Below are 17,705 nucleotides of genomic sequence, written 5' to 3'. Positions count from 1 at the left end.
GTGACGACCTTCTGGGACGAGCAGGCGACGACCTTCGACGACGAGCCGGACCACGGTCTGCGGGATGCGGACGTGCGAGCGGCATGGGCGGAGTTGCTGCTGCCGCTGATGCCATCGAGTTCGGCGGAGGTCGTCGACCTCGGCTGTGGCACGGGCAGTCTGGCGGTGCTCCTGGCCGCGGCAGGCCACCACGTGAGAGGGGTTGACCTCTCCGCACGCATGGTCGCGGCCGCCGCGGCCAAGGCACGTGCCGCGGACGTGGCGGCGGAGTTCGTCCAGGGCGACGCCGCCGAGCCTCCGTACCCGCCGGGATCAGCGGACGTCGTGCTGGTGCGCCACGTGCTCTGGACGTTGCCGGACCCCGTGGCCGCACTCGAAGCGTGGGTGCGGCTGCTCCGGCCCGACGGACGGCTGGTGCTCGTGGAAGGCCACTGGTCGACGGGCTCCGGCCTGACCGCCGCCGAAGCCGAGGCCCTCGTCCGCTCGGTCCGCGAGGAGGCGGCGGTGACGCGGTTGACCGACCCGGCGCTGTGGGGACGCGAGATCGACGACGAGCGCTACCTGCTGGTGAGCGTCAGATGACGCCGACCGCGCCATAGGTGGAGGCGTCAGCGGCCGCGGACGTGCCGGGCAGCTCGCCGTCCGCCCTCCAGTCGGCGGCGAGCACCAGGCCGGGTTCCAGCAGCTTCAGCCCGCACACGAACTCCTCGACGTCCTGCTTGGACCGCGGCACGAGCTCGGACTCCATGCCGTCCACCATCTCGACGAGCTGGTCGACCAGGTCCGGCTCGACGTCCTTGGTCAGGTGCGTCAACGCCAGCACGCTGCCCTCGCACAGGGCGGCCCGGTAGCGCGCCACGACTCCGGCGGGCTCGTCGACGATGTACGGGAGGATGCCGACCATCAGGACGGCGGTCGGCTTGGTGAAGTCGATCAGGCGGCGCGTTTCCGGGTGGCGCAGCACGGCGCCGACGTCGCACACGTCGGCCTGCACGATGGCGGCGTTGAGGTTGTCGCGCAGCATGGTGCGGGCGTGGGCCACGGCCACCGGGTCGTGGTCGACGTAGACGACGTTGCAGGACGGGTCGACGGACTGGGCGACCTCGTGCACGTTGCCCGCGGTCGGGATGCCGCTGCCCAGGTCGAGGAACTGGCGGATGCCCAGCTCCTCCACGCACAGGCGCACCACGCGGCGGGAGAACGAGCGGATCGTGCGAGCCATCTCGGCTACCGGGAACTTCTGGATGGTCTCCTCGGCGACGGCGCGGTCGACGGCGAAGTTGTGCGCGCCGCCGAGGTAGTAGTCGAAGAGCCGGGCCACATTTGGGCGCTCGGAACCGCCGTTTGTCGTCACCCGCTTCGGGCCGTCCTGCACTGCGCACCTCACCCTGCTGCTCCCGAGCGGCGCGAACGCTGGCAGCACGGTAACCGGCTACTCCGTTCGTGTCCATCCACCATTCGTGAACACACAGGGTGACGTCACCCGTATTTCCGCAGGAACGCGGGGGCCCCGCGTTCCCCAGAAGGAAACGAAAGGCCCCCGCGTTACTTCAGGCCAGACGCCTGCGGTCCGCCCGATCCAGTCGCGGTACGGGCCGTGGTTGATGGCGTGGTTCGAGACGCTCTCGTGGTCCCAGGTGGACGCGACGCCGACCTGGCGGCCGCCGCTAGTCGGCTTTGTCGCCTTCAGGCACCTCGACGTGGCCCATCGCCCACTTGCGTCCGTCGCTGGTGAACAGCAGCACGAGCACAACGGCGCAGTAGATGCCGCCCAACGAGCCCAGCAGCTGTTGGTCCGACGGCCCGTACGCGTACCAGGCGCAACCGAGCAGCAGCAGCTGCGTGACGATCACGGGCGTGCGCGCGCCTTGGTGGCCGTGGAACAACATGACCGACGCGAAGATCACCCCGCCGAACCAGAGCACGAGCACGCCGGCGGCGCCGAGTACCGGACCACCGGACGGGGCACCCTGAAGCACGCGCACAACGAGTGCGACGGCCAGGGCGATGCCGCCCAGGCCCTGCAGAAAGGTGAGAGCGGCGGCAGTCCGCACCGCCCGCGGCGGCGCCGGGGTCCCAGTGGTCACAGGAGACCTTTCCTCACGTTCTGTACTGGTCACGGATCGTAGGCCACCCGGTTGGAGGTCTCACATGGCACACCTGACGGGGGAAGATCAAGGGGCCTTCAGCGAGCCGGCGGTCGTCCGGGGTGCACTCGCCTGCGGGCCTACGCGGTGCGAGCGGAAGGGAGATCTACGCCACTTTCGTGAGGCTGGAGCCACCCTGAGGGAGGACGTGCGCGCCGCTCACGGTCACGCGCTGTCTTACTCTGCAGTAGTGCGCGCTCTTCTCGTGGTGAACCCGCAGGCGACTACAACGACGGCGGCGGGCCGTGACGTGTTGGCGCACGCGCTGGCCAGCGACGTGCAGCTGGAGATCGTCCAGACCTCCTACCGGGGCCACGCCGCGGACGCCGCGAGCAAGGCGGCGGAGGACGGGTTCGACCTCGTCATCGCCCACGGCGGCGACGGCACGGTCAACGAGGTCGTCAACGGCATCCTGCGTGAAGGTCCCCGCCCGAACAAGCCGATGCTCGGCGTCGTGCCCGGCGGTTCGGCCAACGTCTTCGCGGGCGCGCTCGGCATCCCGCGCGATCCCGTCGAGGCCACCCACGTCCTGCTCCAGTCGATCGAGCACGGCACCAAGCGCCGGATCGGGCTCGGTCAGGTCTTCGCGGACGTCGTCGAGGGCGGCAGAGGCCGCTGGTTCACCTTCAACGCCGGCATGGGTCTCGACGCCGACGTCGTCGCCGGCGTGGAGAAGAAGCGCGCCAAGGGCCGCAACGCCAGTCCTGCGCTGTACCTCTCCGTCGCGTTCAGGGCGTATGCGCAGAACGTGCGCAAGCCCCAGCACTTCACGGTGGAGGTTCCGGGCGAGGGGCAGTTCAACGACGTCGGCATGGTGTTCGTGTCGAACACCGACCCGTGGACGTACTTCGGCGACCGCGCGATCCAGCTCAACCCCAGCACGTCGTTCGACGGCGGCCTGGGGCTGACCGCGCTGAAGACCCTGCGCGTGCCCACCGTCGGGCGCTACGTGGCCCAGGTGCTCGCCACCGGTAACCCGAAGGGCGGGAATCTCGTTCGGCGAGACGACGTGGGTTATGTCAGAGTGAAGTGCGAGGAGCCCGCCAACCTCCAGGTCGACGGCGACTTCCTCGGCAGGACGACTGCAGTGGAGTTCCGAGCAGTCCCCGACGCGTTGACTGTTGCCACCCACGGGTGAGGTCTGCCCGCGGAGATGTCAGGGCGCTGAGCGCCCAGACGTGCTACAACTTGACAGTCCGTGATCGGTTCGTGACCGTCTCGGTACCCACCCGGGATGTACTGCAGTCGAGTGACAGCACAGCGTGAAACCCCAGGTGAACGCTGTCGATCTTTTGGGTGAGTTCACTCACCGGGTCAGTGCTAACCCCTTGACATCCCAGCCGTTCGTGAAAGCATTCACAAGCACCCCAAAACGACCGCTGACAACCGGCGTGCCCTTGTGCGCGCCTAGCTGAGGAGTAGTTCCAATGGACTGGCGCCACCGCGCGATCTGCCGCGACGAGGACCCCGAGCTGTTCTTCCCCGTTGGGAACAGTGGTCCCGCGCTGCTTCAGATCGCCGAGGCGAAGACCGTCTGCCGCCGTTGCCCCGTCGTCTCCGACTGCCTCGCGTGGGCACTGGAGAGCGGCCAGGACGCCGGCGTCTGGGGCGGGATGAGCGAAGACGAGCGCCGCGCTCTCAAGCGCCGCAACGCCCGCACGCGGGCCCGCAGCAACGCCTGAGCAGGCAGTTAGCCGCGAAGAACGACACATAAGAAGAAGCCCGACACCGTGCCAGGTGTCGGGCTTCTTCTTTGTTTGCACACCCTCCCGCATGACCACGTGAGACCGCTGAGGCTGGTCGTCACGTGTGCACGGCGTTAGTTTAGCGCCGCCCCCGCAGCGGTACGCGCAGGACCGCCTCTGTACCGCCTCGGGGCCTTCGCCGCAAGCTCAACGACCCCCTCAATTCGGAATCGACGAGGGTCCGAACGATCTGCAAACCGAGACGATCGGTTCGCTCCAGGGAGAAACCGGGCGGAAGCCCCTTGCCGTCGTCGGAGATCGTCACGTCGAGCCACTTGGCGGACCGCTCGGAGTGCACGACGACCTCTCCGCGCTGGCCAGGGGCGTACGCGTGCTCGAACGCGTTCTGCACGAGCTCGGTCAGCACCATCACCAGCGGGGTCGCGATCTCGGCCGGAACGACCCCGAACCCGCCCTCGCGGCGGACCTTCACCTGGGTCTCGGTGACCGCCACGTCGCTCATCATCGGGATCACCTTGTCGACCACGTCGTCAAGATCGACTCGCTCGTCCACGGACATCGACAACGTCTCGTGAACCAGTGCGATGGAAGTCACACGGCGGACCGACTCGGCCAGCGCCTCCTTCGCCTCCGGGTTGCTCAGCCTGCGGCTCTGCAACCTGAGCAACGCGGCCACGGTCTGCAGGTTGTTCTTCACCCGATGGTGGATCTCGCGGATCGTGGCGTCCTTCGACATCAACGCGCGGTCACGCCGGCGCACCTCGGTGACGTCGCGGCACAGCACGATCGCGCCCGCGGCCTGTCCGCGTGGCCGAAGGGGCAACGCCCGGAACAGCACCGCGGCACCCCGCCGCGACTCCGCCTCCATGCGCATGGACGGCTGCCCGTCGAGCGCCTGCCTTATGCGTTGTGCAACCTCGGTGGCGTCGAACGGGTCACCGATGAGGCTGCGCGTCAACGGCGCCAGGTGCACGCCCACCAGGTCCGACGCGTGCCCCATGCGGTGATAGGCCGACAGCGCGTTCGGCGAGGCGAACACCACGGCTCCGGACGGGTCGAGCCTGATCAGGCCGTCACCGACGCGCGGGCTGGTGTGCACGTCCGGGGACGGTTCGGGCGCGGGGAACGTGCCGTCCGCGATCATCTGGCACAGGTCGGCCGCCGACCCGAGGTAGGAGATCTCCAACGGCGACGGCACGCGCGGGACGGCCAGGTTCGTGCTGCGGCTCAGCACCGCGATGACCTGGGTCCCCAGCCGCACCGGGATGGTCTCGCGGCGCACGGGCACGCCCAGGTGCCAGCGCGGGTCCTCCTCGCGGCAGATCCGCGACTCGTCCATCGCCCTGCGCAGCTGCGGGTGCTCGTCGGAGTCCACCTCGCTGCCGACCACGTCCTCCGGGTGGGCCGTGGGCGCCGTGGTGGGGCGGGCCTGGGCGACGCAGAGGAACTTGTCGTCGTCCAGCGGGACGTACATGAGGAAGTCCGCGAACGACAGGTCGGAGAGGAGCTGCCACTCGGCGACGACCAGCTGGAGGTGGTCGACGGCGGCACCGGAGAGCTTCGTGTGCTCGGCCAGCAGGTCCGTGAGCGTGCTCAGAACTCCTCCATGCGAAACTGGGGGGACAGCAGTTCGATCCTAGGAGACACCGATGTCGAAGCGTGCCCGCAAGCGCCGCGACCGCAAGAAGGGTGGCGCGAACCACGGGAAGCGCCCCAACGCCTGAGTGCTGTTTGAACGATGAAGGGCTCCTTCATCCACGTGAGGTGGATGAAGGAGCCCTTCATCGTTTGAAGGTCAGCCCTCGGTGCGGATCTCCACGATCGTGGCGCGGATGCGCGCCTTCAGCTCGGACGGGGCGAGATCCCCGCCGCACTTGCGCGCGAGCAGCGCCTTGAGGTGCTCCTCCAGCCCGAACTGCTCCAGGCAGGGGTGGCACTCGTCGAGGTGCGTCTGCAGCGCCGCGCGGCGCTCCTGGTCGCACTCCCGGTCGAGGAACAGCCAGACCTCGGACAGCACCTCTGAGCAGTCCGTGTCGTGAGGTTCGCCGCAGTTCATGACGCGTCTCCGTTGCCGCCTCGGAGGAATCCACGCTCACGCGCGACGTCCGCCAGCATGTCGCGGAGCTGGCGACGGCCCCGGTGCAACCGGGACATCACCGTGCCGATCGGGGTGCCCATGATGTCTGCGATCTCCTTGTACGCGAAGCCTTCGACATCGGCGAGGTAGACCGCGATCCGGAACTCCTCCGGCAACCGCTGCAATGCTTCCTTGACGTCGCTGTCGGGCAGGTTGTCGAGTGCCTCGACCTCTGCGCTGCGCAGCCCGGTCGAGGTGTGGCTCTCCGCCTGCGCCAGCTGCCAGTCAGTGATCTCGTCGGTCGGCTGCTGGATCGGCTGGCGCTGCTTCTTGCGGTAGCCGTTGATGTAGGTGTTGGTGAGGATCCGGTACAGCCACGCCTTGAGGTTCGTGCCCTCCGAGAAGGACTCGAACGCCGAGTAGGCCTTGAGGAACGTCTCCTGCACCAGGTCCTCGGCATCGGCCGGGTTGCGCGTCATGCGCAGGGCCGCCGAGTAGAGCTGGTCGAGCATCGGCATGGCGTCGCGCTCGAACCGCGCGGCTCGCTCCGCCGTCGTCTCCGTCGTGCCGGTGGCGGGCACCGCGCTCCCTTCCCACAGGTTCTGGGTCGGGTCCGACTCTACGCGGGGCCGCTCGAGCATGTTCGTCACCACGTCCTTCGCAACAACGGAGGGGCTGGTAGTAATTCCGCATGGCCGGACGTGGGACGCCCGCCACAGCGCTGCTGGACAAGCAGCGGGTGGCGCACACCTTGCACTCGTACGAGCACGACCCCCGCCACGAGTCCTACGGGCTGGAGGCGGCGGAGGCGCTCGGGCTGGTGCCGGAACGCGTGTTCAAGACGCTCGTGGCCGAGGTGGACGGCAAGCTCGCGGTCGGCGTGGTGCCGGTGACGTCGCAGCTCGACCTCAAGGGTCTGGCGGCTGCTCTCAAAGGCAAGAAGGCCAAGATGGCCGTGGTGGCCGATGCCGAACGTGCGACGGGCTATGTCGCGGGTGGCATTTCTCCGCTCGGCCAGAAAAAGCGTCTCCCGGTCGCACTGGACGAGTCGGCGCTGCAATTCGAGACGATTTTCTGCAGCGCCGGCAGGCGTGGTCTCGAAGTCGAGATCACGCCTGCCGACCTGGTGCGGCTCACCGATGCGCTGGTCGCCCGAATCAGCGCTTAGGAGACAGGCGCCGTGACGCCGCCCATCCGGACGTTCGCGCCGATGCCGGACGTCGGCCACGGGATGGTGACCAAGTCGCCCAGCTTGCCCTGGCCGGGCAGGTTGAAGCGGACGAACGCGGGGCTGAGCTGAGGACCCTCGCCGTCCGAAGCCACGTAGACGACGGCAGAGCGGTCCTCGTTGACCAGCGTCTCGGTGTACGGCGGCTGGCCCCCGTTCTGGGAGGCGTGCACGTCCCTGCCCTGGCTGTCGAGGAAGCGCACGTTGCTCAGCGAGCCCCCGATCCTGCAGGAGGCGTCCTCGGCCGAGACGAGCCTGATCTGGTGCGCCTTGCTCTTGACCGTCGGAGAGTGCATGTCGTAGACACCGATCGCCAGATCGCTGCCGGTGCACCACGGGGTCGCCTCCGTCGTGCCGGAAGCCTGAGCGACAGAGGTCGCCACCACGGCCAGAGCGGCGGCACCGGTCAGTGCGGCAGCGGTCGCGATCGTGCGGAAGTTGCTCACGTTTCAGTCCCCGAATTCGTCTCAGTTGGCGTATTCGCCTTACAAATCGGTGGACGCCCCGGAGATCCACTGGGTTGCACGAAGAATCATTTTCGTACTTTCGGCCGAGCCCTCGACCGTTCGGAGGAAAGCGCTCTATTCTCCGACCTGGCCGTCGATCGCTTCTCTGATGAGATCCGCGTGACCGTTGTGCCGCGCGTACTCCTCGACCATGTGGGTCAGGATCCAGCGCAGGCTCATCCGGCGACCGTCGGGCCACGGCGCGCGTTTCGACAGTTGGCCGAGGTCGCCGGTTTCGAGCGCTTCCGCGACGGCCCCGCGTGCCCGCTCGACCTCGGCCTGCCAGAGGGCGTTCAACTGTTCCGGGGTGTCGTCGGCGGCCGAGTGCCAGTCCCAGTCGTCGTCGGCCTCCCAGTCGACGCTCGCCCACGGCTCCTGCGGCTCGCGGTCGAGCAGGACGACGTGGAACCACTGCTGCTCGACGTACGCCAGGTGCTTGAGGATGCCGCCGAGCGTCATCGGTGACTTCGCGGTGGTCTGGTTGAGCTGCTCGGCGGTGAGGCCCGCGGTCTTCCACCCGAGCGTGGCTCGTTGCCACTCCAGGAAACCGGTCAGGGTGGCGAGTTCGTCGCCGTCCATCGGCGGTTCGGGACGGCCGTGCTCGTCGAAGTCGGTCATGAGCGCGATCACAACCCATTGCGTAGAGTGCCACCACATGGTTTAGACCAATCAGGAGGCCTGCCGTGCGCATCCTCGATCTCGACGGTCCCCAGCTCGCCGCACTACGCGGACCGGAGCTCTCCCGTGCCGTGGCGGCGTCCGAGGGCCGCACGATGGTCGCCGAGGTGTTCGCCGACCGGGCCGCGCTGTCGTTCGACGGCCGGACCGGTGTGCACAACGCCGAGCTGATGGCCGCGTTCGGCGCCGACGTCGTCGTGCTGAACATGATCGACCGGGTCTGGGACGGCACGACGTTCCGCTTCCCCGGTCTCGGCGAGCTGCCGAACCTGACCGCCCTGGCCGAGAAGATCGGGCGGCCGATCGGCGTCAACCTCGAACCCGGCACCGTCCCGGACCTGCGCAAGGCGACGAAGGACAACGCCGGGAGGCTCGCCGGCGCGGGTGCCGCGCTGATCGTGCTGACCGCCAACCCGAGCACGGACGGCTCGTTGGACGGCATGGCCCGCGCCACCGAGCTGATCAAGAACGATGCCGCGCTGTGGGTCGGCAAGATGCACCACGCCGGTCATCCCGAGCAGATCACCGCGCAGAAGCTCGTGAACCTCGTCGACGCGGGAGCGGACGGCGTGATCCTGCCGATTCCCGGCACGTTGCCCGGCGTCACCCGAGAAGCCGCGGGCGAAGCCGTAGCAGCGGTCCATGAGAGGAACGCGGTCGTCATGGGTGCGATCGGCACGTCACAGGAGGGCGCGCACACCAACGTGGTGCCGCACCTGGCTCTGATCGCCAAGGAGATCGGGGTCGACGCGCACCACATCGGCGACTGCTTCCTGCCGGGCATGGGCGACCCCGAGCTGCTCTACGCGTACTCGGTGGCCGTGCGCGGTCGCCGGCACACGTGGACGCGGATGGCGCGCTAGTCCAACGGCCTCAGCACGCGGTCCAGCCACTCGCCGACGAACCGGCCCACGTCCGCGACGGACGCCTTCAGCGAGTGGTCGCCCTTCAGCAGCACCACTTCCCGGTGGTGGCCGGAGGGCGGCTGGCCGAACGGGTCGTTCTCGCCCTGCACGACCAGGGTCGCCACCTCGACGGCGTCCAGCTCGGCCAGGCGGGACTTCTCCGGCTTGCCCGGCGGGTGCACCGGGAACGCGAGGCAGAGCACCGCGACGGCCTGGCCCTCGACCGACGTGCGGCAGGCGACCCGCGCGCCCGACGACCGGCCCCCGAACACCAGGGGCAGGCCGTCGAACCAGCGTTCGCCGAGGTCCTCGACGACGGACAACCAGGCCGTGTCGAGCTGCTTGGCCGGTGCGGGCGCACGACGCCCCGCGACGCGGTAGGGCTGTTCGACCAGGGCCACGTGCACGCCGACCGCGTTCGCGGCGTGACAGGCGGCCACCAGGTCCGGGGCCTCGACGCCACCACCGGCGCCGTGGCCCAGCAGCAGAGCGGCGCGCGGTTCGTGGGCACAGTGCAGCGAGGCCCTCGCCGGGCCGTGCGGCGTGTCCACCAACAACGTCGTCACGACTGCTCGAACAACATGGGTGAAGGCTTCTCTTCTCCGTTGAGAGAAACGCGGTCCATCAGGGACGGGTTGTTGTTCTTCACGCTGTTCACCGCCGTCGACACCGGACGCAGCTCCAACGCCTCGACGATCGCGGGGTCCGGGGCCAGCAGCTCGGACGGGTCGAGCGACGCCGGGTCGAGCCACGCCGACCAACGGTCCCGAGGCAGCAGCAACGGCATGCGGTGGTGCACCTCGGTCATCGCGCCGATGGCGTCCGTGGTGAGCACCGCGCACGTGACGGTCGGAACGTCGTCCTTCCACCACACCGACCAGATGCCGGCCATCGCCAGTGACGCGCCACCGCCGAGAGTGATGAAGTACGGCTGTTTGCGCCCCTCGCCCGGCTGCCATTCGTACCAACCGTCGGCGGGCAGGATGCAGCGGCGTTTCATGGCGGACTGCTTGTAGGCGGGCTTCTCCAGCACGCTCTCGGCCCGCGCGTTGATCATCTTGGCCGCGCCGGAGAGGTCCTTGGCCCAGTGCGGCACGAGACCCCAGCGCATGACGCGGATGCTGCGTTCCACCTCGTCGTCTTCCGGGGGTTTGCGCTCGACCACCGCCATGACGTGCTTGGTGGGAGCGATGTTGTAGTCCGCCCCTGGCGCCTCGTCGCCGGTTCCGTCCACCGCGTCGAACTCGGCCGCCAGCAGCGCCGGGTCCTTGGTGGAGGCGTACCTACCGCACAAAACCGATCACCTCCGAAGTCGTCATCGTCGCACGTCGGGAACACCTGTGCGAGCCGCCCCAGTCCGCGTGCGGGATCATTGCGGCATGACTCAGCACTGGTCAGCCCCCAGCGCACCTGGTCCAGTCCACTCGACCGTGCCGGTGCCCGGCTCGAAGTCGATCACGAACCGCGTTCTGGTCCTCGCGGCACTGGCCGACGGACCGTCCACGGTGCACGCGCCGTTGCGCAGCCGGGACACCGTGTTGATGGCCGCCGCGCTCTCCTCCCTCGGCGTCGGGTTCGCCGACCGGGAGGACGGCGGCTGGGACGTGACGCCCGGTGCGCTGCGCGGTCCGGCGGACGTCGACTGCGGCCTCGCGGGCACGGTCATGCGGTTCCTGCCGCCCGCCGCCGCGCTGGCCGAGGGCGAGATCCGGTTCGACGGCGACCCGCACGCCCGCATGCGGCCGATGGGCACGGTGCTGGACGCGTTGCGCTCGCTCGGCGCGGACGTCGAGGGCGACGCGCTGCCGTTCACGTTGCGCGGCACCGGATCGCTGCCCGGTGGTGAGGTGACCATCGACGCGTCGGGCTCGTCGCAGTTCGTGTCCGGGCTGCTGCTGTCCGCCGCACGGTACGACAAGGGCGTGACGGTGCGGCACGACGGCAAGCCCGTGCCTTCGTTGCCGCACATCGAGATGACGGTCGAGACGCTGCGGTCGGTCGGCGTCCGGGTGGAGACGGACGCGAACCTGTGGCACGTCGCGCCGGGCCCGATCGCCGCGCGCACGTGGACCGTGGAGCCGGACCTGTCGAACGCGACGGTGTTCCTGGCGGCGGCCGCGGTGACCGGTGGCGAGGTGACGATCCCGTTGTGGCCGAGCAGCACCACCCAGCCCGGTGACGCGATCGGCGACATCCTGACCCGCATGGGCTGCACCGTCGAACTGTCGGACCGGGGGCTGACCGTGCGCGGACCGGCGAAGCTGTCCGGTTTGGACATCGACCTGCACGACGAGAGCGAGCTGACCCCGACCATCGCCGCGCTGGCGTCGCTGGCCGAGGGCCAGACGGTCATCCGCGGTGTCGCGCACATCCGCGGCCACGAGACGGACCGGATCGCGGCGCTCGTGAACGAGATCAACGCGTTGGGGGGCAACGCCTCCGAGACCGAGGACGGCCTGATCATCAACCCCGCGCCGCTGCACGGCGGGGTGTGGAAGGCCTACGCGGACCACCGGATGGCGACCGCGGGCGCGATCATCGGGCTGGTGGTGCCTGGCGTCGAGGTGGACGACATCGGGTCGACGACGAAGACGATCCCCGACTTCCCAGGCATGTGGAACGCCATGCTCGCGGGGGCGCGTTGACGTGAGCAAGCGGGACTGGCGCAAGCTCGACGAGTCCGACGTGCGCGTGCGGCCCGGCAAGGGGACGCGGCCGCGCAGCAAGAGGCGACCGGACCACGCCGACGCCGAGAGCGCGATGGTGATCGGCGTGGACCGCGGCCGCTGGACGTGCGCGTTGGACTCCGGTGTCGTCGTCACCGCGATGCGTGCGCGCGAGCTCGGCCGCACACCCGTGGTGGTGGGCGACCAGGTCGGCATCGTCGGTGACACGTCGGGCCAGCCGGACACGCTCGCCCGCATCGTGCGCGTCGAGGAGCGGACCTCGGTGCTGCGCCGGACCGCGGACGACACCGACCCGTTCGAACGCGTCGTCGTCGCGAACGCCTCCCAGCTCATCATGGTGGTCGCGCTGGCGGATCCCCCGCCGCGCACGGGTTTCATCGACCGGTGCCTGGTCGCCGCGTACGCGGGCGGTCTGGAACCGGTGCTGTGCCTGACGAAGTCGGACCTCGCGTCCCCGGACTCGCTGCTGGCGCTCTACACCGAGCTCGACGTGCCGGTGATCGTGACGCGGTTCGACGAGGAGCCGACCGAGCTGCGCGCACGTTTGGCGGACACCGTGTCGTGCCTGATCGGCCATTCAGGCGTCGGCAAGTCCACGCTGGTCAACCGGCTGGTGCCGGACGCGAACCGCGCGGTCGGCGTGGTGTCCGGTGTCGGCAAGGGCAGGCACACGTCCACCCAGGCCGTGGCGCTGCGGTTGCCCGGCGGCGGCTGGGTCGTGGACACGCCGGGCATCCGCTCGTTCGGCCTCGCGCACATCACGCCGGACGACATCGTGAAGGCGTTCCCGGACTTCGCGGAGGCCGCCGAGGAGTGCCCGCCCGGCTGCGGTCATCTCGGCGCGCCCGAGGATCCCGGCTGCATGCTGGACGAGCTCGTGCCGGACGCACCTGGTCGCCTCGCCTCGTTGCGCCGGCTGCTCGCGTCGCGTGCCGGGCTGGACGAACACGCGGATTGAGGTTGCGCCGGTCAGTCACACTCTTCGCGTGAAGAGACACCTGGGGGTGGCCGCGCTGCTGGTGGCGCTGGCCGCGTGTGCCGCGCAACCGGCCGCACCGCCGACCACGACCAGCACGACCAGCACACCGACGTCGACGGTGACGACGACGTCTCCACGCATCGACATACCGCGCAACCTCGCCGGCGTCGACCCGTGCAAGCTGTTCTCCGAGGCCGACTTCACCCGCAACAAGTGGGGCACGTTCTCGGTCCCGCCCGCGCCCTACGAGAAGATCCCCGGCAGCTGCGGCGCCACGGTGGGCACCGGCGGGCCCGACGACCTCGTCGTTCTCGTCGGAGTGCTGCCACGCACCTACGACGCGGAGAAGGCGAACAACCCCAACGGGTACCAGGGACTGATCGGCGGTCACCACGTCTGGTTCTCGTGCGGCGGAAACGCGGACAACGGATCCTGCGCCGCGTGGGCGTCGATCGCGCCTGACCACACGCTCATGGTGTCGCTGGGAGGAAAGAACATGAACGAGTCGCGCCTGCTGCTCAACACCCAGCAGCTGATCACCGACGTGATCGACCGGATTCCGAGGGCGTCGTGAAGCTTCTCTGGACAGCTCCTGCGCTCGTGGCACTGACCGCGTGTGCTGCGGAACAACCCGCTCCTCCGACGTTCGAGAACGCCGACGTCTGCGCGTTGCTGCACTCCGGCGACGCGGGCAACCTCTCCGGCACACCGGCCAAGGGCGAGCGGGCGTGCGACTTCACGTTCGACGCGCTGACCGTCCGCGTGACCCTGCGGCCGGAGAAGTTCGCGGACGCCTCTCAGCCGTTGCAGTCCGACGGCGGCTACGGCGCAGTGGTCGACGACCACCCGATGACACGCCGCTGCACGGACGCGTCCGGTGTCGTGACGTGCGACGCCGTGGTGGAGGTGCGGGACGGTCAGGTCATCGGGCTGAAAGTGGTCCAGCGCAGCCCAGACGTCAACGCCGTCGGTCAGGTGACGCAGGGACTGGCGTCGAAAGCACTGGAGAGACTGCCGAGATGAAGCGTCTGCTGCCGTTCCTGCTGCTGCTCGCGGGCTGCACCGCCGCACCGGTCGCGACCGCGCCGTCGAGCACGACGACCACGACCACGACGGTCACCACGACCTCGCCACGGATCGACACGCCGCGCAAGCTCGTCGCCGACCCGTGCGGGCTGCTCGCCGCCGCGGACTTCGACACACCGCTGAACATCCCGCCGCAGCCCTACCCGGACATCCCGCGGTCCTGCGCCTTCCGGGAGGGCAGCGGCGCCGACACGGACCTGATCGTCCTGGTGGTGTTCACGGACGCCTACGCTCGGCCGGCCAAATCCTCGGAGATGCTCATCGGCGACGGACATTCGGCAGCGACGTCCTGTACCACCGGTTCCGGCGTGGTGGAGTGCACCACTCTCGTCGCAGTCAACGCGACGGAGTCGTACAAGGTGATCGCCCACCTGCGGAACGGCAACCTGGACCAGGTCGCCGGGATCTCGCAGGGCAAGGCGCGCAGGGCGTTCGAGAAGCTGGTTGTCACGTCCTGACGCGCTGCCACGTCCACCTGTCATGAAGGTATTCGTGATCGGTGCGACGGGTGTGCTCGGACGGGAAGCGGTGCCGCGGCTGCGGGCGGCAGGACACGAGGTCGGGGTGCTGGACCGGCGCACCACCTCGTTGTTCGACGCAGGCCGGCTGGCCGCGGCGCTGACGGGCTACGACGCCGTCATCAACCTCGCCACCCGCATCCCGCTCAGTGCGAAGGCGGTCTTCGCGAGCGCCTGGGCGGAGAACGACCGCATCCGCACCGAGGGCAGCGCCGCGCTGGTGGAGGCGGCTGGGCACGCGGGCGTCGAGCGGATCGTGCAGGAGGGCATCTCGTTCGTCTACGCGGACGGCGGCGACCGCGAGCTCGACGAGACCGCGCCGATCGAGCCGGTCGGGCACGTCGCCAGCTCGGTCGTGGCGCAGGAGAACGTGCTCAAGCACCCCGGTGGAGTGTTCCTGCGCATCGGGTTGCTGGTGGGCGGCGAGGCGCAGTCACCGCCGGTGCTCGTGGGCGACGGGTGGATGTCCGTCGTGCACCCCGGTGACGCGGCGGCCGCTGCCGTCGCGGTGCTGGACGCGCCGCCCGGCATCTACAACGTCGGGTCGCCGATCCTCAAACGAGAGCTGGGGATCACGCGGCTGCCGAAGTTCACGAGCAGGCTGGCGGCTTCCTTCGAGGTGTTCAGCCGGTCGCAACGCGTGGTGAGCACGAAACTGACCGAAGCGACCGGCTGGAAACCGCGCTAACCCATGTGCGGGTAGGTGTGGTTCGTCGGCGGCACCAGGGTTTCCTTGACCGCACGCGGGCTCGTCCACCGCTGCAGGTTGTAGATCGAGCCCGCCTTGTCGTTGGTGCCGGAACCGCGGGAGCCGCCGAACGGCTGCTGCCCGACGACCGCGCCGGTCGGCTTGTCGTTGACGTAGAAGTTGCCCGCCGCGAACCGCAACGCCTTGTGCGCCTGCGCGACGGCTTCCCGGTCGCGTGCGAAGACGGCACCAGTGAGCGCGTACGGCGTGGAGCTGTCGATGGTCTGCATGATGTCCGGGAAGTCCGCGTCCTCGTAGACGTGCACGGCGAGGATCGGTCCGAAGTACTCCGTCGTGAAGATGTCGTGGTGCGGGTCGGTGCCGAGCAGCACGGTCGGGTCGACGAAGTAGCCCACCGAGTCGTCGCACGTGCCGCCCGCCAGCACCTCCACCGAGGTGGACGCGGACGCCATCAGCAGCGCGTCCTTGTGCTTGGCGAACGCGCGGTGGTCGATCACCGCGCCGCCGAACGCCGAGAGGTCCGTGACATCGCCGTAGGACAAGGACTTCGTGACGTCGAGCAACCGTTCGCGGACCTCGCTCTCCCACAACGAACGCGCGATGTAGGCACGGGAGGCCGCACTGCACTTCTGGCCCTGGTACTCGAAAGCACCGCGGACCAGGCCGGTGACGAGCGCCTGCGGATCGGCGGAAGCGTGTGCCAGCACGAAGTCCTTGCCGCCGGTCTCGCCGACCACGCGCGGGTAGGCGCGGTAGTGGTCGAGGTTGGCCGCCATCGTCTGCCACAGCGCCTTGAACGTCCGCGTGGAGCCGGTGAAGTGCAGGCCCGCGAAGAACCTGTCCCGCAACGCCACCTCGCTCACCGCGCGGCCGTCACCGGTGACGAGGTTGATCACGCCCGGCGGCAGCCCGGCCTCCTCCAGCAGCCGCATGGTGAAGTGCGCGGCGAGCTGCTGCGTCGGGGACGGCTTCCACAGCACGGTGTTGCCCATCAGCGCGGGCGCGAGCGGCAGGTTGCCGGCGATGGCGGTGAAGTTGAACGGCGTGATCGCGACGACGAACCCGTCGAGCGGCCGGTGGTCCATCCGGTTCCACACGCCGGGGCTGCTGATCGGCTGCTCGGCGAGAATCCGGCGGCCGAAGTGGACGTTGAAGCGCAGGAAGTCGATCAGCTCGCACGCCGAGTCGATCTCGGCCTGCTGCACGGACTTCGACTGCCCGAGGATCGTGGCGGCGTTGAGGGTGTCGCGCCACGGCCCGGCGAGCAGGTCGGCCGCCCGCAGCAGCACCGCGGCGCGTTCGTCGAACGGCAGCTCCTGCCATCCGGGCGCGGCGTGCTGGGCGGCCCTCATGGCCTCCGCGACGTCGGAGTTGGTCGCCTGCGCCGTCACCCCGAGCACGTGCCGGTGGTCGTGCGGCTGAACGACGTCCACGCGCTCACCGCCGGCCATCCGCCGCCGACCGCCGATGGTCATGGTGAGTTCGTGGGTGGTGCCCTCGAGTTCCGCGATGCGTTGCTGGAGGCTCGCGCGTTCGGCGCTCCCTGGAGCGTAGGTGTGCACCGGCTCGTTGACCGGTTCGGGTGCAGACGTTACGGCGTCCATTCCCCCATCGTGGCACGCAGTAGTAGGGTCCGTCGGGTGGCGCGGGTGACTGGGATCGGTGGAGTTTTCCTGCGTTCCAGAGATCCGGTGCGCCTGGCCGCTTGGTACCGCGACAACCTGGGCGTACCGATGAGCGAAAAGGGCACCGTCACCTTCCACTGGCTCGACACGGCCACGCCCGAGCAGCCAGGCACGACGACGATGGCGTTGTTCGCGCAGGACACCGAGTACATCGGCGAACCGCATCAGCGCGCGATGCTGAACCTGCGCGTGGACGACCTGCCGTCGTTGATGGCCAAGCTGAAGGCGCGCGGGGTCGAGGTGCTGCCGGACACCGAGGACTCGGAGTTCGGGCGGTTCGGGTGGTGCGTCGACCCCGAGGGCAACCGGATCGAGCTGTGGGAGCCCGCGGAGGGCATGTAGCTACGCGCGGGTGAGCTCCAGGACCGGGATGGTGCGGATGCCGGCGGTCTTCTCCGCGTATTCGGCGAAGCCCGGGTACAGGCGGGCCTGCTGGTCGTAGCGCTGGTCGCGTTCGGTGCCGGTGAGCTCACGGACGTTGACGGCGTAGGTGTCGGTGCCGCGTTCGACGGTGGCCTGTCCTGAGGCGACGAGGTTGTGGTACCAGTCGGGGTGCTGCGGTGCACCGCCCTTGGAGGCGAAGACGTAGATGACGTCGTCGTCGGTCTCGTGCGGCAGGTACATCATCGGGGCGATGTTTTCCTTGCCGCTGCGGCGGCCGCGGTGGTGGACCAGCACGATCGGGGCTCCGGCGAAGGGGCCGCCGACGCGGCCCTCGTTCGCCCGGAACTCCTCGATGACCTCGGCGTTGAAGTCGCTCACGGGTTGTCCTGTCTTTCTCCGGCCGGGATGCG

At 69.3% G+C, this 17,705-nt stretch carries 23 protein-coding genes; 12 read left to right on the top strand and 11 right to left on the bottom strand.

The window, feature by feature from the left end; all coding sequences use genetic code 11:
• The gene (locus ABZV40_RS23560) at positions 1-582 is read left to right on the top strand and encodes a class I SAM-dependent methyltransferase (protein WP_355445233.1); all 582 of its coding nucleotides are present in this window, start codon (positions 1-3) and stop codon (positions 580-582) included.
• On the opposite strand, the gene ABZV40_RS23555 is transcribed toward ABZV40_RS23560, so the two are convergent.
• Together ABZV40_RS23555 and ABZV40_RS23550 are read right to left on the bottom strand one after the other, a co-directional pair.
• Entirely contained in the window at positions 575-1,387 is an 813-nt protein-coding gene (locus ABZV40_RS23555) for an SAM-dependent methyltransferase (protein ID WP_355445230.1), read from the bottom strand. The two genes, ABZV40_RS23560 and ABZV40_RS23555, sit on opposite strands and share 8 nt — an antisense overlap.
• Positions 1,388-1,667: 280 nt before the next feature.
• Positions 1,668-2,087: a hypothetical protein gene (locus ABZV40_RS23550; RefSeq protein WP_355445227.1), complete on the bottom strand. Its 420-nt coding sequence runs from the start codon at positions 2,085-2,087 to the stop codon at positions 1,668-1,670.
• 250 nt (positions 2,088-2,337) lie between these two features.
• On the opposite strand from ABZV40_RS23550, the gene ABZV40_RS23545 reads away from it, so the two are divergent.
• Positions 2,338-3,285, top strand: a complete 948-nt coding sequence (locus ABZV40_RS23545; protein ID WP_355445224.1) for a diacylglycerol kinase family protein — start codon at positions 2,338-2,340, stop codon at positions 3,283-3,285.
• 289 nt (positions 3,286-3,574) lie between these two features.
• A complete protein-coding gene (locus tag ABZV40_RS23540) occupies positions 3,575-3,829 on the top strand; it encodes a WhiB family transcriptional regulator (protein WP_015104912.1) in 255 nt (84 codons plus the stop codon).
• Positions 3,830-3,971: 142 nt separating this feature from the next.
• Here ABZV40_RS23540 and ABZV40_RS23535 read toward each other — a convergent pair whose 3' ends face one another.
• From ABZV40_RS23535 to ABZV40_RS23525, 3 genes are all read right to left on the bottom strand, one after another.
• Positions 3,972-5,450, bottom strand: a complete 1,479-nt coding sequence (locus ABZV40_RS23535) for a histidine kinase N-terminal domain-containing protein (protein WP_355445420.1) — start codon at positions 5,448-5,450, stop codon at positions 3,972-3,974.
• Positions 5,451-5,648: 198 nt separating this feature from the next.
• Positions 5,649-5,909 (bottom strand): mycothiol system anti-sigma-R factor, encoded by a 261-nt coding sequence (gene rsrA / locus ABZV40_RS23530; RefSeq protein WP_355445221.1) that lies wholly within the window; start codon positions 5,907-5,909, stop codon positions 5,649-5,651.
• Entirely contained in the window at positions 5,906-6,571 is a 666-nt protein-coding gene (locus tag ABZV40_RS23525) for a sigma-70 family RNA polymerase sigma factor (protein ID WP_355445218.1), read from the bottom strand. The genes rsrA and ABZV40_RS23525 overlap by 4 nt, the downstream gene beginning before the upstream one ends.
• A 50-nt stretch (positions 6,572-6,621) precedes the next feature.
• Here ABZV40_RS23525 and ybaK point away from each other — a divergent pair, with 50 nt between their 5' ends.
• Entirely contained in the window at positions 6,622-7,098 is a 477-nt protein-coding gene (gene ybaK, locus ABZV40_RS23520; protein WP_355445215.1) for a Cys-tRNA(Pro) deacylase, read from the top strand.
• On the opposite strand, the gene ABZV40_RS23515 is transcribed toward ybaK, so the two are convergent.
• Both ABZV40_RS23515 and ABZV40_RS23510 read right to left on the bottom strand, forming a co-directional pair.
• Entirely contained in the window at positions 7,095-7,604 is a 510-nt protein-coding gene (locus ABZV40_RS23515; RefSeq protein ID WP_355445212.1) for a hypothetical protein, read from the bottom strand. The two genes, ybaK and ABZV40_RS23515, sit on opposite strands and share 4 nt — an antisense overlap.
• A gap of 135 nt (positions 7,605-7,739) precedes the next feature.
• Entirely contained in the window at positions 7,740-8,282 is a 543-nt protein-coding gene (locus tag ABZV40_RS23510; RefSeq protein ID WP_355445210.1) for a DinB family protein, read from the bottom strand.
• A gap of 65 nt (positions 8,283-8,347) precedes the next feature.
• On the opposite strand from ABZV40_RS23510, the gene ABZV40_RS23505 reads away from it, so the two are divergent.
• Positions 8,348-9,205, top strand: a complete 858-nt coding sequence (locus ABZV40_RS23505; RefSeq protein WP_355445207.1) for a hypothetical protein — start codon at positions 8,348-8,350, stop codon at positions 9,203-9,205.
• Here ABZV40_RS23505 and ABZV40_RS23500 read toward each other — a convergent pair.
• Positions 9,202-9,813, bottom strand: coding sequence for an alpha/beta family hydrolase (locus tag ABZV40_RS23500; RefSeq protein WP_355445204.1), 612 nt, complete (start codon positions 9,811-9,813; stop codon positions 9,202-9,204). The two genes, ABZV40_RS23505 and ABZV40_RS23500, sit on opposite strands and share 4 nt — an antisense overlap.
• On the bottom strand, positions 9,810-10,541 hold the full coding sequence (locus ABZV40_RS23495; protein WP_355445201.1) for an SOS response-associated peptidase: 732 nt from the start codon (positions 10,539-10,541) through the stop codon (positions 9,810-9,812). The genes ABZV40_RS23500 and ABZV40_RS23495 overlap by 4 nt, the downstream gene beginning before the upstream one ends.
• A gap of 85 nt (positions 10,542-10,626) precedes the next feature.
• Between ABZV40_RS23495 and aroA the strand changes: the two genes are divergently transcribed.
• From aroA to ABZV40_RS23465, 6 genes are read left to right on the top strand one after another with little or no spacing between them, the layout of a single operon-like run.
• A complete protein-coding gene (gene aroA / locus ABZV40_RS23490) occupies positions 10,627-11,892 on the top strand; it encodes a 3-phosphoshikimate 1-carboxyvinyltransferase (RefSeq protein WP_355445198.1) in 1,266 nt (421 codons plus the stop codon).
• A 1-nt stretch (position 11,893) separates the two neighbouring features.
• On the top strand, positions 11,894-12,892 hold the full coding sequence (gene rsgA / locus ABZV40_RS23485) for a ribosome small subunit-dependent GTPase A (protein ID WP_355445196.1): 999 nt from the start codon (positions 11,894-11,896) through the stop codon (positions 12,890-12,892).
• A 28-nt stretch (positions 12,893-12,920) separates the two neighbouring features.
• Positions 12,921-13,487 (top strand): hypothetical protein, encoded by a 567-nt coding sequence (locus ABZV40_RS23480; protein WP_355445193.1) that lies wholly within the window; start codon positions 12,921-12,923, stop codon positions 13,485-13,487.
• Positions 13,484-13,936 carry a hypothetical protein gene (locus ABZV40_RS23475; protein WP_355445190.1) on the top strand — a complete coding sequence of 151 codons (453 nt, stop codon included), beginning with the start codon at positions 13,484-13,486 and terminating at the stop codon, positions 13,934-13,936. The genes ABZV40_RS23480 and ABZV40_RS23475 overlap by 4 nt, the downstream gene beginning before the upstream one ends.
• Entirely contained in the window at positions 13,933-14,457 is a 525-nt protein-coding gene (locus ABZV40_RS23470) for a hypothetical protein (protein WP_355445187.1), read from the top strand. Before ABZV40_RS23475 ends, ABZV40_RS23470 begins: the two co-directional genes overlap by 4 nt.
• Before the next feature lie 22 nt (positions 14,458-14,479).
• The gene (locus ABZV40_RS23465) at positions 14,480-15,205 is read left to right on the top strand and encodes an NAD(P)-dependent oxidoreductase (protein ID WP_355445184.1); all 726 of its coding nucleotides are present in this window, start codon (positions 14,480-14,482) and stop codon (positions 15,203-15,205) included.
• Here the strand turns inward: ABZV40_RS23465 and pruA are convergent.
• Positions 15,202-16,830, bottom strand: coding sequence for an L-glutamate gamma-semialdehyde dehydrogenase (gene pruA / locus ABZV40_RS23460; protein WP_355445181.1), 1,629 nt, complete (start codon positions 16,828-16,830; stop codon positions 15,202-15,204). The two genes, ABZV40_RS23465 and pruA, sit on opposite strands and share 4 nt — an antisense overlap.
• Positions 16,831-16,866: 36 nt before the next feature.
• On the opposite strand from pruA, the gene ABZV40_RS23455 reads away from it, so the two are divergent.
• The gene (locus tag ABZV40_RS23455) at positions 16,867-17,253 is read left to right on the top strand and encodes a VOC family protein (protein WP_355445178.1); all 387 of its coding nucleotides are present in this window, start codon (positions 16,867-16,869) and stop codon (positions 17,251-17,253) included.
• Here the strand turns inward: ABZV40_RS23455 and ABZV40_RS23450 are convergent, their stop codons facing one another.
• Positions 17,254-17,673 (bottom strand): nitroreductase family deazaflavin-dependent oxidoreductase, encoded by a 420-nt coding sequence (locus tag ABZV40_RS23450; RefSeq protein WP_355445175.1) that lies wholly within the window; start codon positions 17,671-17,673, stop codon positions 17,254-17,256.
• Between the last annotated feature and the right edge of the window lie 32 nt (positions 17,674-17,705).

This window comes from Lentzea sp. NPDC004782 (genome assembly GCF_040609115.1).
Taxonomy (GTDB): domain Bacteria; phylum Actinomycetota; class Actinomycetes; order Mycobacteriales; family Pseudonocardiaceae; genus Lentzea.
The sequence above is the reverse complement of the archived record's forward strand: the minus strand, read 5'-3'. Positions and strand labels throughout refer to the sequence as shown.

Coding starts and splice junctions, on each gene's coding strand:
- ybaK (WP_355445215.1), top strand. CDS start 6,622: ATGGCCGGACGTGGGACGCCCGCCACAGCGCTGCTGGACAAGCAGCGG.
- ABZV40_RS23470 (WP_355445187.1), top strand. CDS start 13,933: ATGAAGCGTCTGCTGCCGTTCCTGCTGCTGCTCGCGGGCTGCACCGCC.
- rsrA (WP_355445221.1), bottom strand. CDS start 5,909: ATGAACTGCGGCGAACCTCACGACACGGACTGCTCAGAGGTGCTGTCC.
- ABZV40_RS23540 (WP_015104912.1), top strand. CDS start 3,575: ATGGACTGGCGCCACCGCGCGATCTGCCGCGACGAGGACCCCGAGCTG.
- ABZV40_RS23465 (WP_355445184.1), top strand. CDS start 14,480: ATGAAGGTATTCGTGATCGGTGCGACGGGTGTGCTCGGACGGGAAGCG.
- pruA (WP_355445181.1), bottom strand. CDS start 16,830: ATGGACGCCGTAACGTCTGCACCCGAACCGGTCAACGAGCCGGTGCAC.
- ABZV40_RS23510 (WP_355445210.1), bottom strand. CDS start 8,282: ATGACCGACTTCGACGAGCACGGCCGTCCCGAACCGCCGATGGACGGC.
- ABZV40_RS23525 (WP_355445218.1), bottom strand. CDS start 6,571: ATGCTCGAGCGGCCCCGCGTAGAGTCGGACCCGACCCAGAACCTGTGG.
- aroA (WP_355445198.1), top strand. CDS start 10,627: ATGACTCAGCACTGGTCAGCCCCCAGCGCACCTGGTCCAGTCCACTCG.